This is a genomic window from Mariniphaga sp. (assembly GCF_041687215.1).
Classification (GTDB): domain Bacteria; phylum Bacteroidota; class Bacteroidia; order Bacteroidales; family Prolixibacteraceae; genus Mariniphaga.
Window position 1 is genome coordinate 19767 of the sequence record NZ_JAWLCI010000015.1, and the last position, 13737, is coordinate 33503.

Annotated in this window: 17 protein-coding genes; 7 read left to right on the forward strand and 10 right to left on the reverse strand. The window is 43.2% G+C overall.

Annotated elements, in window-relative coordinates; all coding sequences use genetic code 11:
- Positions 1–17: 17 nt before the first annotated feature.
- Both ettA and ACESMA_RS07580 read right to left on the reverse strand, forming a co-directional pair.
- Positions 18–1700, reverse strand: a complete 1683-nt coding sequence (gene ettA, locus ACESMA_RS07575) for an energy-dependent translational throttle protein EttA (RefSeq protein WP_372948183.1) — start codon at positions 1698–1700, stop codon at positions 18–20.
- A 50-nt stretch (positions 1701–1750) separates the two neighbouring features.
- Positions 1751–2227 carry a hypothetical protein gene (locus ACESMA_RS07580; RefSeq protein ID WP_372948185.1) on the reverse strand — a complete coding sequence of 159 codons (477 nt, stop codon included), beginning with the start codon at positions 2225–2227 and terminating at the stop codon, positions 1751–1753.
- A 153-nt stretch (positions 2228–2380) separates the two neighbouring features.
- Between ACESMA_RS07580 and ACESMA_RS07585 the strand changes: the two genes are divergently transcribed.
- On the forward strand, positions 2381–3217 hold the full coding sequence (locus ACESMA_RS07585; RefSeq protein WP_372948186.1) for a phytanoyl-CoA dioxygenase family protein: 837 nt from the start codon (positions 2381–2383) through the stop codon (positions 3215–3217).
- Positions 3218–3241: 24 nt separating this feature from the next.
- Here the strand turns inward: ACESMA_RS07585 and ACESMA_RS07590 are convergent, their stop codons facing one another.
- The 8 genes from ACESMA_RS07590 to ACESMA_RS07625 form a co-directional block, all read right to left on the reverse strand.
- The gene (locus ACESMA_RS07590; protein ID WP_372948188.1) at positions 3242–3874 is read right to left on the reverse strand and encodes a hypothetical protein; all 633 of its coding nucleotides are present in this window, start codon (positions 3872–3874) and stop codon (positions 3242–3244) included.
- Between the two features lie 14 nt (positions 3875–3888).
- A complete protein-coding gene (locus ACESMA_RS07595; RefSeq protein WP_372948189.1) occupies positions 3889–4275 on the reverse strand; it encodes a response regulator in 387 nt (128 codons plus the stop codon).
- Between the two features lie 172 nt (positions 4276–4447).
- Positions 4448–5389: a radical SAM protein gene (locus ACESMA_RS07600; RefSeq protein ID WP_372948190.1), complete on the reverse strand. Its 942-nt coding sequence runs from the start codon at positions 5387–5389 to the stop codon at positions 4448–4450.
- On the reverse strand, positions 5373–5762 hold the full coding sequence (locus tag ACESMA_RS07605; protein WP_372948192.1) for a type II toxin-antitoxin system death-on-curing family toxin: 390 nt from the start codon (positions 5760–5762) through the stop codon (positions 5373–5375). Before ACESMA_RS07605 ends, ACESMA_RS07600 begins: the two co-directional genes overlap by 17 nt.
- Complete coding sequence (locus ACESMA_RS07610) at positions 5759–5947, reverse strand: hypothetical protein (protein WP_372948194.1); 189 nt, start codon at positions 5945–5947, stop codon at positions 5759–5761. The genes ACESMA_RS07605 and ACESMA_RS07610 overlap by 4 nt, the downstream gene beginning before the upstream one ends.
- 38 nt (positions 5948–5985) lie before the next feature.
- Positions 5986–6309: a hypothetical protein gene (locus tag ACESMA_RS07615; RefSeq protein ID WP_372948195.1), complete on the reverse strand. Its 324-nt coding sequence runs from the start codon at positions 6307–6309 to the stop codon at positions 5986–5988.
- 4 nt (positions 6310–6313) lie between these two features.
- Complete coding sequence (locus ACESMA_RS07620) at positions 6314–6514, reverse strand: hypothetical protein (RefSeq protein WP_372948196.1); 201 nt, start codon at positions 6512–6514, stop codon at positions 6314–6316.
- Positions 6515–6789: 275 nt separating this feature from the next.
- A complete protein-coding gene (locus ACESMA_RS07625) occupies positions 6790–7113 on the reverse strand; it encodes a DUF5320 domain-containing protein (protein WP_372948197.1) in 324 nt (107 codons plus the stop codon).
- Between the two features lie 153 nt (positions 7114–7266).
- Between ACESMA_RS07625 and ACESMA_RS07630 the strand changes: the two genes are divergently transcribed.
- The 6 genes from ACESMA_RS07630 to ACESMA_RS07655 all read left to right on the forward strand — a co-directional run bounded on the left by ACESMA_RS07630 (position 7267) and on the right by ACESMA_RS07655 (position 13735).
- Positions 7267–8295, forward strand: coding sequence for a LacI family DNA-binding transcriptional regulator (locus ACESMA_RS07630; protein ID WP_372948199.1), 1029 nt, complete (start codon positions 7267–7269; stop codon positions 8293–8295).
- Between the two features lie 11 nt (positions 8296–8306).
- On the forward strand, positions 8307–9743 hold the full coding sequence (locus ACESMA_RS07635) for a glycoside hydrolase family 140 protein (RefSeq protein WP_372948201.1): 1437 nt from the start codon (positions 8307–8309) through the stop codon (positions 9741–9743).
- 26 nt (positions 9744–9769) lie between these two features.
- The gene (locus tag ACESMA_RS07640) at positions 9770–10771 is read left to right on the forward strand and encodes a GRP family sugar transporter (RefSeq protein ID WP_372948202.1); all 1002 of its coding nucleotides are present in this window, start codon (positions 9770–9772) and stop codon (positions 10769–10771) included.
- Positions 10772–10777: 6 nt separating this feature from the next.
- Positions 10778–11692, forward strand: coding sequence for a ribokinase (rbsK, locus tag ACESMA_RS07645; protein WP_372948203.1), 915 nt, complete (start codon positions 10778–10780; stop codon positions 11690–11692).
- A 28-nt stretch (positions 11693–11720) separates the two neighbouring features.
- Complete coding sequence (locus ACESMA_RS07650; protein WP_372948204.1) at positions 11721–13292, forward strand: ADP-ribosylglycohydrolase family protein; 1572 nt, start codon at positions 11721–11723, stop codon at positions 13290–13292.
- Between the two features lie 179 nt (positions 13293–13471).
- A complete protein-coding gene (locus ACESMA_RS07655) occupies positions 13472–13735 on the forward strand; it encodes a hypothetical protein (protein ID WP_372948205.1) in 264 nt (87 codons plus the stop codon).
- Positions 13736–13737: the final 2 nt, after the last annotated feature.

Sequence of the window (13737 nt, forward strand, 5' to 3'; positions counted from 1 at the left end):
ATCTTTTTTACCGTGATTTATTGCAGCTTTTTGTATTTGAATCGTTTGGGCGTGTCTTCTCCCAGTCGCTTTTTCCGGTTTTCTTCGTATTCGGTAAACGAGCCCTCGAAAAAATAAGCCTGCGAATCGCCTTCAAATGCCAGGATGTGGGTGGCAATTCGGTCGAGGAACCAGCGGTCGTGCGAAATAACCACGGCACAACCGGCAAAGTTTTCCAAACCCTCTTCCAGCGCGCGCAACGTGTTCACGTCAATGTCGTTGGTCGGTTCATCAAGCAGTAACACGTTCCCTTCCGATTTGAGTGCCAGCGCCAGGTGAAGCCGGTTGCGTTCACCGCCTGAAAGTACGCCACATTTTTTCTCCTGGTCGGCGCCGGTGAAGTTAAACCGGGCCACATAAGCCCGCGCATTCACCTGTCGGTTTCCCAGCATGATGGTTTCCGTTCCACCCGAAACAACTTGAAATACAGTTTTTTCCGGATTTATCGCTTGATGGGTTTGGTCCACGTAACTGATTTTTACCGTATCGCCAATTTCTATTTTTCCTGAGTCTGGCTCCAGTTGATCCATGATTAATTTGAACAAGGTTGTTTTTCCGGCACCGTTGGGTCCGATGATTCCGATGATTCCCGAACGAGGTAACTTGAAGCTCAGGTCTTCAAATAAAATCCGGTCGCCAAATCGTTTGGAAACACCTTCCATTTCAATAACTTTATCGCCCAGGCGTGGGCCGTTCGGAATAAATATTTCGAGTTGTTCTTCCTTCTGTTTTACATCTTCGTTCACCATTTTGTCGTAGGCACTCAAACGGGCTTTAGATTTTGCCTGCCGTGCCCTGGGCGCCATGCGCACCCACTCCAGCTCGCGTTCCAGCGTTTTTCGGCGTTTTGAATGTCCTTTTTCTTCCAACTCCAGCCGTTTGGCTTTTTGTTCCAGCCACGAGCTGTAATTTCCTTTCCATGGAATACCTTGTCCACGATCGAGTTCTAGAATCCAACCGGCCACATTGTCGAGGAAATAGCGGTCGTGGGTAATACAAATTACGGTGCCTTTGTATTGGGCAAGATGCATTTCCAGCCATTGGATGCTTTCGGCATCGAGGTGGTTGGTTGGTTCGTCGAGCAGGAGCACATCCGGTTCCTGCAGCAACAGCCGGCACAGTGCCACACGGCGACGCTCCCCACCGGAAAGTTCTCTCACCGGCTGGTCGTTGGGCGGGCATTGCAGCGCATCCATAGCACGTTCAAGGCGGCTGTCGAGATTCCAGGCATCCATCTGGTCGATTTTTTCCTGAAGTTTGGCCTGCTCTGCCATCAGCCGGTCCATTTCGTCCGGATTTTCGTACACTTCCGGAAGCCCGAATTTCAGGTTAATTTCTTCGTAGGCGGTCATTACATCAACCACTTCCTGAACGCCTTCCTTCACCACTTCAATAACGGTTTTCGTCTCGTCAAGATGTGGTTCCTGTTCCAGCAATCCCACGGAATAGCCCGGCGCAAAAACCAGTTCTCCGTTAAAGTTTTTTTCCATGCCGGCAATAATTCGCAGCAAGGTTGATTTTCCGGACCCATTCAAACCAATAATGCCGATTTTGGCTCCCAGAAAAAACGAAAGTGAAATGTCTTTGATGATGGTTTTGTTGGGTGGGTATGTTTTACTCACCTTATACATTGAAAAGATGATTTTTTTGTCGTCGCTCATTTTATCAAAATTTTATTGGGCAAATGTATGAAAAAGAAGAATGAGGAAATTTACAAACTCAGTTTTTTGACCGCTTCTTCGTAATCGTACTGCAAATCTTCGTGAAGTTTGGAATTGGCATTGTGAATTAGATGGACTTGACGCTGGTACATATTGAATAGTACACGGATGTTTTTCAGCCGGTAACCCATTTCTCTCATTTTTTCGCAGAAATAGAGCCGCAGCTCAATTTCAGTTTGTTTTGAGCCCGAAAAACGAATGTATTTGTTTGTGGTTCGTAAAACTTTCCGGAGTGTTTTTTTTGCAAGATATAAACTGGTGCGGTTTAAACGGGTAAACTGTTCATCCATTTCTTCTTTTACCGATTCAATAAAAGCCTGCTCATTTTGGGTTTCAAAAAGCAGATAGCTCAACAACTCCTTGTTCTCCTTTTTGTATTTGGCCAAACGGATACAGATTTCCTGCAATTGCTGCGGAGAAAGTGTTTTTAACTCTTTTTTAATTTCGCTGAGCGAACCTGTTTCCATATAAATGTATCATAAAAATGAATCCTTACAAAAGTAGCATTTGTTTTTAAACAGAATTTAGGGATTGTTAACTTATTGATTTGTTGAACTTTCTTTTGATTAGGCTTGTTTCAGTTTTCGATGTATGTAAATACCATTAAAAAATTTATACAGATGGAACGAAAAGGAAAATTTACTCCTGAACAAATTACAGAATATCACAAAAACGGATATGTTATTTTAAAAGGATTGCTTACCGAAAAGGAGGTTGATGTTTTGCGGGAACGTGCGAAGAGTGACCGTGAAATGGATAAACATGCTTTTCATCGCGATGATGGTACAGGTGCAAAAGTGCGTCTTTCGCTTTGGAACCACCCGGGTGACGGAATTTACGGAATGATTGCCCGGAGTCATAAAGTTGTTGATTCAGTGGAGCAACTGCTTGAAGATGAAGTATATCATTACCATTCTAAAATGATTATGAAAGAAGCTAAAGTTGGTGGCGCCTGGGCATGGCACCAAGATTACGGTTACTGGTATGAAAACGGGGTGCTGTTCCCTGATTTGTGCAGTGTTTACATTTCAGTTGATGCAGCAACGGTTGAAAATGGTTGTTTGCAGGTTTTAAAAGGTTCGCATAATTTGGGAAGGGTGAACCATGTGTTATCAGGCGAACAGGCAGGTGCCGACATGGAACGCGTAGAGGAGGCAAAAAAGAGGCTCGAACTTGTTTACGTTGAACTTGACAAAGGCGATGCAGTGTTTTTTCACAGCAACCTGTTGCATCGTTCAGACCGGAATAATTCTGAAAATCCGCGCTGGGCTATGATTTGCTGTTACAATACAAAAACTAACAATCCGTATAAAGAAAGCCATCATCCACGGTACACACCACTAAAAAAAATGCCTGACAGTGCTATTTTGGAAGCTGTTTCGAATAATGTGGTAGCCGAAGACTCCTGGATGGATGTGACAAACGACAGCAGCGCCAAACGCTTAAAAAAGGACTAGTTGGGGGAAATCCTCAATGAATGATTATCGTATTACCGGTTTACCGTCCACTTCAATCCAGTCGAGACGGGAGCAGGAGGCCGATTTTCCACCGGGCATTAGGTCGGTAAAACCGATTTCTTCCACGTTGGAAAGATCGGGATTTGAAACTGGGCCAATTTCGGTTACACGGTTAATATCCAATTTATACCAGGTAATATTTTGAATGTTAAATTCTTTAATGCGCCAGTCTTTGGAAGGGCCGTCGGAAAGGTCACTCACCAGCCAGGTTCCGTCAGCCAGCTTAAGAGCAATGCGGAGTTCCCTCAAACCTGCCTGTTTTGAGCGCCACCTGATTTTGGCAAACCCGGTTAAATCTACGTTGTAATCTTTGTGTTTTAGCGAAACCAGCCAATTGTCCAAACAAAGGCCAGACCACACGTAAAACGGATCATCTACAGGTTTTTCATGATTGCTTTTTTTCAGGCTGTCTTTGCCGGCGCCGTATAGTTGCACCATCAAATCGGGATTATCCACATGATTTTGTGAAAGTGGAATTTCGGGCGGGGTTTCTTTCCAGTCTTCCCTGAAAAATAAACCGGGCCGGTAAGATTCCTGTGAAATGGAAATTAGAGTTGAGAAAATCAGGACGAAAAGGATAAATACTTTGGATTTCATTTTTATGGAATAAATTATTTTAAAAGAGTTTTTATTTTAGCCAGCAATTCTTCTTTTTTTACAGGCTTGGTAACATAATCATCACAGCCGGCTTCCAGTGCTTTTTCGCTGTCACCAGACATGGCATAGGCCGATTGTGCAATAATTGGAATATTGGCATTAATTTTCTTGATTTGACGAGTTGCTTCATAACCATCCATTACCGGCATTTTTAAATCCATCAGAATTAAATCAATGTTCGGATTATCACGAAACATTTGGACTGCCATTTTTCCATCTTCAGCATAAAGTAATTTGTGATTCCCTTGTGAAAGAAAGACCTGCAAAAGTATAGAACTGGTTTCGTCGTCCTCCACAATTAGGATGGTATTTTTTTTAGTGAGAATTGCTTTTTCAGTCATGAGAAAATTTTTGTAATATTATTAATATTTCCGTAGAAAGCACAAAATTAAAAAATAAACCGGGATGAATGATCGTAAATTTGTTACATTTCTCGTCTGAAAAAGGTTGTTGTTTGGCAAAAAGAACTACTAAACAAGTAACTAATCATTTTTAAAATGTGTATTGCCAAATTCAGAGTTTTTTATAAAAAACCCCGCGTTCTTTTCGCACATGCCCGATTTTGTTTTCACTTTCCAGTGTTTCCAGGTATTTGTTGATTTCGTTCACGTGGGTCCCCAGAATTTGCGCCAAATCATCGGCTGTGCACGGACGGCGTGCAATGGTGCCGAGAATGGAGGATTCCACATCTTTCCGGTAAGCTGCAAGGTTTTTACGCTCGGGCGCTTTGGCAATGATTTCAACATTTTTAAGTTGCCAAAAATCGATAATTTGGTCGAGTTTTTCTATGCAAGCAGGTTGCAGATTTTCAATTCTGCCCGGACGGTCGAGCGTGTTTAGTTGAATTCGGTCGGGATTGATTTTCAGAATCGCTTTTTTAAGTTCAGTCAGCTCCGATGCCGAATCGTTGTAACCAGGAATTATAAAAATTTCAAGCCAGATTCTTCCGGTAAATTCTTTTCTGAAATCCGCGATTCCTTGAATATACTCATCAATAGTCAATCCTTTAGCCGGAACATTGATTTTTTCAAAAGACTCCTGTGTGGCCGCATCCAGTGAGGGTAGCACCAGGTCGGCATAAAGTAATTCCTTTCTTACCTCTGCCACTGAAAGCAGTGTCCCGTTGGTCAGCACCGCCACCGGAATTTCGGGCTTGTTTTTTTTGATAAACTGAATGATTTTTCCAATGGCTGAATTCAAAGTAGGTTCGCCGTAGCCCGAAAAGGTAATGTAATCGGGTGGGGGACTGGCAGCAAAGTAGTCGCTGAGTTCTGTAACAATTTTTCTGTAAGGAATATATTCCCTCCGCTGGGTTGTGAGTTTGGTGGTTGGCCCCACTTCGCAGTAAACGCAGTTAAGAGAACAGACTTTTTTCGGCACTAAATCCACTCCCAGCGACATACCCAGCCTTCGTGAAGGTACGGGGCCAAAAAGGTATTTATACTCTGGGTTCAATTTTAATTACTTTTTCGTTCAGCCATTTGATAATCCCTGCCCAACGCAATTGGCCCCGGGAAACAGAAATTACGAATTTGTATTTTTCTTCTTCGTTTGCTGAAATATCTAAATTATTATTAATGAGCAGCAATCGCATTAGAACGTAGCCTATCCGTTTGTTCCCATCAATAAATGGATGGTTTATCAAAATACTTTCAAGAAGAGCGGTAGCTTTTTCAACAGGTGACTGATACAAATCTTTTTTATCGAAAGTCTGGAATGGCCTTGCCAAAGCTGATTCAAGTAATTTAATATCCCGGATTCCATGACTGCCTCCAAATTTTTCAATGAGAATTTGATGGATTAATTTAACATCGTTAATATCCATCATTTCGCCAGACGTTGAAGAAGTTCGCCGTCTTCATGGAGGATGGAACTTAGGTTTTTAGACAACAGTATTTTATCTTTTGATGAACTCTTTAATTTATTTAAGTAATCCAATACATCTTCAAGAATGGTATCCGGCAAATCGTCAATCGTCCTTTTTATTTCATTTTTAATTTCCAATGTTGTCATAGTTATACCTTTTCTGCAAAAATAACAATTTTAAGGAATTACGTTTGACAGCTGGCTACTGCATTTTCATGGTCGTTCCAGTTTTTGGTTTCCAATTCCAGAAAACGTTTTTTCTCGTCTTCATTCATATGCCTGACGATGTATTCCAGGTTGCACCCCATTTTTTTTGCGACCTGTTCAACTGAACCAATCAGTTTCTCTTTTATGGGAATTTTTTGAAACGGAAAAACAAAGGTGGCAATTACGGTATTTTCGCCGTAAATTTCAAGATCTTTCACAATACCGAGCTCGGTAAGTGAGCAATTTATGGCGGGGTGCATAACCTGTGAAATGGCTTCGATAACGGGATTTTTATCAGCCATAAAATCATTTTTTGTTTTTCACGAGTTCCTCACGCACCATAGTGTGGTCACATTCGGGACATTTGATTTCAGTGCATTTCACTCCCTGTTGGTGAGGTATCTTGTGCCCGCATTTAACACACAGGCAGTAACCTCCCGGACCAAATGCTCCTCCGTTGTTTTTCCCTTTGTGGCCTCCCAGTCCCAATCCTTTTCCTAATTTCATTCTTAAAAACATTTTAAAATTGACTGTAGATTTTTACCGTTGTCAGAAATCTTTTATTCCCGCAGATTACGCAGATAAACGCTGATATATAATTCTGCGAAAATCAGCGAATTCAGCGGGAGGTTAATTTCCCTGAAGAATAAATTTTTGTTTCTCTTGGAAAAAAAGCATGATTATTTTTGCAGTTCTTTATTAAAAATGACAAATTCAAATTCCATTGTTGAATTTACATCCAGCGCTAAAATACAAGAAGAATACACAGAATTCCTGCCTGCTCATTCTTCCCTTTTATTTTTGCGAATGTTTTCCAACTCCTTTTCTACATGCGAAAGCTGGTCTTTTAGTGTTCTGGCTTCGTTTTCTAGTAACGTTTCATCCGAAACACCGGGAGCAAATTCATCGTTATGGTGCGCAAATGGATTTCCCCATCTGAAACCCAATCCTCTGCCGCGCCCTCGACCAAGACCTTCACGAAATCTGCGGCCAAAGTTTCTGAATCCTCTTTCGGGAAAATCTGTTTCATTCCCTGTGCATCTTCCCATCTGCCTTCCCGTCATAGGTCCGGCACCTGCTGGTCCTGTTCTGTTAAATCCTGGCATGATAACCTCCTTTTTTAATTTGATTACAATTTTCAATACACAAATATAATAAACTTATGTGCATAATAAAACGATTCTTCGTTAAATTTTCAAAAAAATTGCACAAACGATTGTGCAAATAAAAATAAATGCAAATATTTGTATGCTGAATCAATGGAAAAAAAGGTAAACAATATTAAGGAACTGGCCGAAAAGCTGGGGCTTTCACCCACCACCGTTTCCCGTGTTTTAAACGGAAAGTCCAAAAACTTCCGCATCAGTCAGGAAACCAGCCGTAAAGTGCTTGATGCCGCACGGAAATACCACTATTCGCCCAATCGCATTGCCCGCGGCCTCAAACTGGAAAAAACAGAAACCATAGGGCTGATAATTCCCGATATCGCCAATCCCTATTTCGGATCGATTGCCAAAACCATTGAAATGGAAGCACATAAAAAAGGTTATTCCATCATTCTTTGCGACAGCCTGGACGACGAGGTTACCGAAGCTGAATTATTGCAGTTGCTGGCCGGACGAAAAGTGGACGGGATAATTATCGCACCTACCGGAAAAAGCAGCAGGCATGTAACAGAAGTTCAAAATCAGGGAATTCCGGTGATGGTGATTGACAGGTACCTGGTGGGCACTGAACTTCCGTTTATAACTACCGACAATTACATAGGTGCTTTGCTGGCCACCGAACATGTTATTGAGATGGGGCACCGCAATATTGCCTGTATTCAGGGGATTAACGGAATCTCAGCCAACACCGACCGGGTGAAAGGATACCACGATGCATTGCAAAAGCATGGAATCCGAGTAAATGAATTATTGATTTTGGGAACCGATTTTGGCGAGGAAAACGGGTACATTCAGACCCGAAAATTACTGGAACTACCCAGTCGTCCCACTGCCATTTTTGCACTAAGTAACCTGATTTCACTTGGAATTCTGCGTGCGTTGAAAGAGGCTGGCTTAACTGTACCTGATGATATTTCGATTGTGTCGTTTGATGAGCAACCCTATTCTGCATTTCTTGCGTGTCCCATGACAACTGTGGAACAACCCCGTGAAGAAATTGGAAGGCTGGCATTTGATTTCCTGTTGATAATGATTGATGAGGGGGCATCCAAAAAAGTTGACAATCTGATGCTTCAACCCCGCCTGATTTTCCGTGAATCTGTGAAAAAAATCTCAATTTAAAAACGAATTATATGAAAAATCGAATTAGTGTATCATTGTTATTACTCCTTCCTTTATTTACAATTTCGCAAACTTTAAAAGTGAGCAGCAATAACAGTTACCTGGAAACTGCCGATGGAAAACCTTTTTTATGGATGGGCGATACGGCTTGGGAGCTTTTTCATAAGTTGAACCGCGAAGATGCTGCGATGTACCTGGAGAACCGTTCAGAAAAAGGATTTACAGTCATTCAGGCGGTAGTCCTGGCTGAACAGGACGGACTGCGAAAACCCAATGCGTATAATGAAATTCCTCTGTTTGAAAATGACCCCACGCGCCCTAACGAAAAATATTTTGAACACGTGGATTTCATTGTCAACGAGGCCGAAAAGCTTGGTCTTGTTGTAGGAATGCTTCCTACATGGGGCGATAAAGTAACTCCTGCCCACGGAGGCGGACCAGTTGTTTTTAACAAGAAAAATGCATTTGTTTATGGCGAATTTCTGGGAAATCGCTACAAAAACAAACCCGTTGTCTGGATTTTGGGTGGCGACCGAGATGTTGCCAACGATAAGGAAAAAGAAGTTTGGCGTGCAATGGCTAATGGTTTAAAAGCAGGTGATGGCGGAAACCATCTGATTTCGTATCACCCCAGGGGAGCGCAGTCATCACACGAAAAATTGCATCACGAAGCATGGCTTGATTTTAACATGTACCAAAGCGGGCATTCGAATAAATACAGCGATGTTTATCGTTTCGGGGAAATGTTGCTGGAGGTCAAACCACGGAAACCCTTCGTTGAAGCAGAGCCTGCATATGAAGATATTCCTGTGGAGTTCTGGAAATATTTGGATTGGAACAATTCGCCGCCTGTTCCCGAAAATGTATTGAATAAAGATCTCATCATTACTAAAAAGGAGTATTTTGAGCAGGGATTTTTTGATGATCATGACGTTCGGGTATTTGCTTACTGGAATTTCCTTTCCGGTGCCTGTGGTTATACGTATGGCAATAATGCGGTATGGCAGATGTTTGAAAAAGGCGGCGATATGGCCATTCCCTGTTTAACCGACTGGCGGGATGCACTCAACCGTCCCGGTGCAGAATCGATGCGGTTTGTGCGAAAAATTTTTGAACATCGGCCATTTCATCTGCTTATTCCTAACCAAACTGCTGTTTTGGGAAATAATCCGCGCGACAGTCTGCATGTCCGGGCTGCCCTGGCATCCGACAAATCATTTATGCTTGTGTTTGCCAGTGTGGGGCAAAAACTGAATATCAATCTGTCAGAAATGGAAAATGGTGTGGTTGCCTGGTGGTACAATCCGCGCAACGGAAAAGCTACAAAAATTGGAAAGATGAAAAATGAAAGCAATTACCAGTTTGTTCCTCCAACTTCCGGACGTGGTAACGACTGGTTATTGGTGCTCGATGATCCGAAAGCAAAACTTGAGTCATTAAAAAAATAAATATTTCGAACTAAAAAATTAAAGCTATGGTAGTTATACATTCGTACGGTGTGGCAGTTTTTCTCGCATTTGTCACCATGTTGTGCTGGGGTTCGTGGGCCAATACCCAAAAACTGGCCCAAAAACACTGGCCATTCCAGTTATTTTACTGGGATTATGCCATCGGGGTTTTGTTACTGGCGCTTGTGCTGGCGTTCACAGCCGGAAGCTCAGGTACAGAAGGTCGCAGTTTCCTGGCCGATTTGGCACAGGCCGACACCAAATCCCTGATTTCCGCTTTTCTGGGGGGTGTAATTTTTAACATTGCCAATATCTTGTTGGTGGCCGCCATTGCCATTGCCGGCATGGCCGTTGCTTTTCCCATTGGCATCGGGCTGGCGCTGGTACTGGGGGTTCTTACCAACTATGCAGCAACTCCGCTGGGAAATCCGGTAATTCTGTTTAGCGGTGTGGCGCTGGTTACCGTTGCCATTGTTTTGGATGCCCTGGCTTACCGTCGTTTGCCGAATTCCTCTTCGGTTACTTCGGCCAAAGGAATTGTGATTTCGTTGCTGGCTGGTTTTCTGATGGGCTTTTTCTACCGTTTTGTGGCAGCTTCCATGGCTACCGATTTTGTGAATCCCATGGCTGGTAAACTCACTCCCTACACGGCATCGGTTGTTTTTGCTGTGGGACTGCTTATTTCAAATTTTGTTTGGAATTCCATTTTCATGTACAAACCGCTAACAGGCAAGAGAGTTACTTACAGAGATTATTTCGTAAAGGGCGATGCAAAACTCCACCTGACAGGCATTCTGGGAGGGGCTATCTGGAGTCTGGGTATGACGCTGAATATTATTGCTGCCGAGCAGGCCGGATTTGCCATTTCCTATGGTTTGGGACAGGGTGCAACGCTTATTGCAGCTCTTTGGGGCGTTTTCATCTGGAAAGAATTTAAAGGGGCAAAAGGCGTAAAAGGTTTGCTAACTGCCATGTTCCTGTTTTTTGTTGTTGGCCTGACCCTGATTATTGTTGCACGTTTATATTAAAAAGTGATGAAACCAAAAATAGTTGTAGTGGGCAGTTCCAATACCGATATGGTGGTGAAAGTACCGCATATTCCATCTCCGGGTGAAACCATTATGGGAGCTGATTTTATGACCATTCCCGGTGGAAAAGGGGCGAACCAGGCCGTGGCTGCAGCACGTGCGGGAGCGGATGTTACTTTTATTGCCTGTGTTTCGGACGATGCTTTTGGTAAAAAAGCTGTTGAAAATTACCGAAAGGACGAAATCGATACTTCGTGCATCAAAATTCAACCGGGTACTCATTCTGGAATTGCACTGATAAATGTGGCCGAAGACGGAGAAAACAGTATTTCGGTGGCGCCCGGTGCAAACAGCTATTTATTTCCGGAAGATATACAAGGTTTTGAAGATACTTTTGAAGATGCAAAAATAGTCCTTGCACAGTTGGAAGTTCCTTTGGAAACAGTGATAGCGGCAGCAGAAATAGCCCATGCAAAAGGGATTCCGTTTATTTTGAATCCTGCTCCCGGCGCCGTGATTTCCGAAAGTCTGTTGAATAAAGTAACTATTATTACACCCAATGAAACCGAAGCGGCCATTATTACCGGGAGGAATAATTTTTCAGAAAAGGATATTCCGGAAATGGCAGGCGAAATTTTCGACAAGGAAGGAATAACAGTTCTCATCACCTTGGGAGGCAAGGGCGTTTATTTAAAAACATTTGATTTTGAAGGGCTGATTCAGGGATATAAAGTGAAAGCTGTGGACACCACTGCCGCCGGCGATGTGTTTAACGGCGCACTTGCCGGCGCACTTGCCGGAGGAATGGATTTATATAAGGCCGTTGATTTTGCCCAGCGGGCGGCTGCCATTTCAGTTACCCGGATGGGAGCCCAGCCCTCGGCGCCAAAACTGAATGAAATTCAGAATTATCAGTTTTAGAATACAATAGAAACCTAATACCATAAAAATGAAAACATTAATTTTTTCAATGACATTTTTTTTCTTTTTAGCCGGTTGCCAGAACCGAACGATTGAAAATGTGAATATTTCTTTCACTGACGGCGAAACGGTACGGATCCCAAAAAGTGAGTTGCAGGACAAAATCAAAGGCGGCTGGGCTGGCCAGGTGATTGGCTGCACGTATGGCGGGCCCACCGAATTTCAGTGGAACGGCACCATGATTGGCGACCATGTTCCCATTCCCTGGGACGACACCCGCATGTTGTGGTATTATGAAAATTCACCGGGTTTGTACGACGATGTGTATATGGATTTGACTTTTGTGGATGTGTTTGAAAAGCACGGCCTCGATGCGCCCGATTCGCTTCATGCACTGGCTTTTGCAAGGGCGGAGTATCCGCTTTGGCATGCCAATCAGGCTGCACGTTACAATATTCTGAACGGAACAATGCCTCCCGCATCCGGACACTGGAAAAACAATCCGCATGCCGACGATATTGATTTTCAGATTGAGGCTGATTTTGCCGGAATGATGGCACCGGGAATGCCCAACTCAGCCGCTGAAACCGGCAACCGGATTGGTCACATTATGAACTACGGCGATGGCGTTTACGGTGGAATTTATGTGGCGGCCATGTATTCGCTGGCATTTGTTTACGACGATATGGAATTCATTGTGGAAGAAGCGCTGAAAACTATCCCGCCCGAAAGTGAATTCTATCAGTGCATTGCCGATGTTATTCAGTGGTACAATCAAAATCCTGGCGACTGGAAAACGGCATGGTTTGAAGCTCAAAAGAAATGGACATTCGACAAAGGCTGCCCCGACGGTGTTTTTCGGCCGTTTAATATCGATGCAAAAATCAATGCAGCATACATTGTTATCGGATTGTTGTACGGAAAAGGCGATTTCGGGGCAACCGTGGATATCAGCACCCGCTGCGGATACGACTCCGACTGCAATCCGGCCAATGCTGCCGGAATTCTCGGTGCTATGATTGGCTACAGCCAAATACCTGATTACTGGAAACAGGGAATCGGCAAGGTTGAAGATTTGAATTTCCAATATACCGATATGTCGCTCAATAAAGTGTATGACATCGGTTTTGATCATGCAGCGGAAATGATAGAAAGAAACGGGGGAAGCGAAGAGGGCGATGATTTCCTGATTCAATACCAGGCACCGCAATCCGTTCCGGTTGAAGTAGGTTTTGAAGGACTTCTCCCGGTTGAACGCAGAAGAATTGGCAAGCATGTCACCGAACAGAATTCTGAAATCTCGTTTGAAATTGAAGGTTGTGGATTTGTGGTTGGCGGAAGAGCAGCCAAAGAAAATCAGTTGCCTGAAGCTGTCCTTGAACTGGATGTTTTTGCTGACGGTGAACTGCTTGAAACGGCAAAACTGCCCACTCATTGGCTGATTCGCCGGCACGAAGTAACCTGGAAATACGACCTGCCGGAAGGGAAACATTCCATTACACTGAAAGCCCGGAACATTCCCGATGGATACCGGATTGAAACAGGCGATTTGCTGGTTTATTCAACGGATGATCCGGGAACAAGGGTTTATTTTGAGTAATAGTGAATCAATGCAAATTCTGATAGGGAATAATGTTCCCGCAGATATCGCTGATTTACGCAGAAAAAAATTAAAAATCAGCGTTTATTTGCGTCATCTGCGGGAAATATTAAAGTGTGACGAACAAACTATTTGTAATTGCAATACTGGTTTTTCAACTAAATAAAATTGAATGAGTTATGAGAATTTCAATCGTTTTATCTTTTTTCCTTTTTACAGTTTTCGCCGGTACAGAGCAGGTAAAAATCATTTTCGACACATATTTTAGAGGTGGTGTTGGAAAATATTGGGAAAAAGTGGTCAACGGCTTCTGCGTGGCCAAAGAAAACAACGACAATTACTGGGTTGAGAGCGATAAATACAATTACGCCTACCTGGTGCTGAAAAAGAAGCCGGAAGAAATGGCCCGGCTCATTGAATCCATTATGTTGAATCAGTTTTAATA